At 41.5% G+C, this 260-nt stretch carries 1 protein-coding gene; it reads left to right on the top strand.

Features of this window, described 5'->3' with window-relative positions:
- Positions 1–113: 113 nt before the first annotated feature.
- A partial coding sequence (csrA, locus tag SB659_RS19860; protein WP_410551659.1) for a carbon storage regulator CsrA occupies positions 114–260 on the top strand: 147 nt, incomplete at its 3' end.

Here is a 260-nt window from a genome sequence, read left to right on the forward strand (position 1 = left end):
GTGTTGTCAGAAATTGCCGTATAGGTCTGTAGGAGCTCACTGTAAACGGGCTTGATTGGCTTTTCTTTTCTATCGGTTTCGGTAAGATTAAGTTTTTAACAGGGATTGTCGATATGCTGATTCTAACTCGCAGAAATGGTGAAACATTGAAAATTGGCGATGAAATAAGCGTTAGTGTTCTTGGTGTAAAAGGGAACCAGGTTCGCTTAGGGATTGATGCGCCTGATGATGTCGATGTTCATCGTGAAGAAATCTTCCTC

Source organism: Arthrobacter sp. SIMBA_036 (genome assembly GCF_046535135.1).
Classification (GTDB): Bacteria; Actinomycetota; Actinomycetes; order Actinomycetales; family Micrococcaceae; genus Arthrobacter.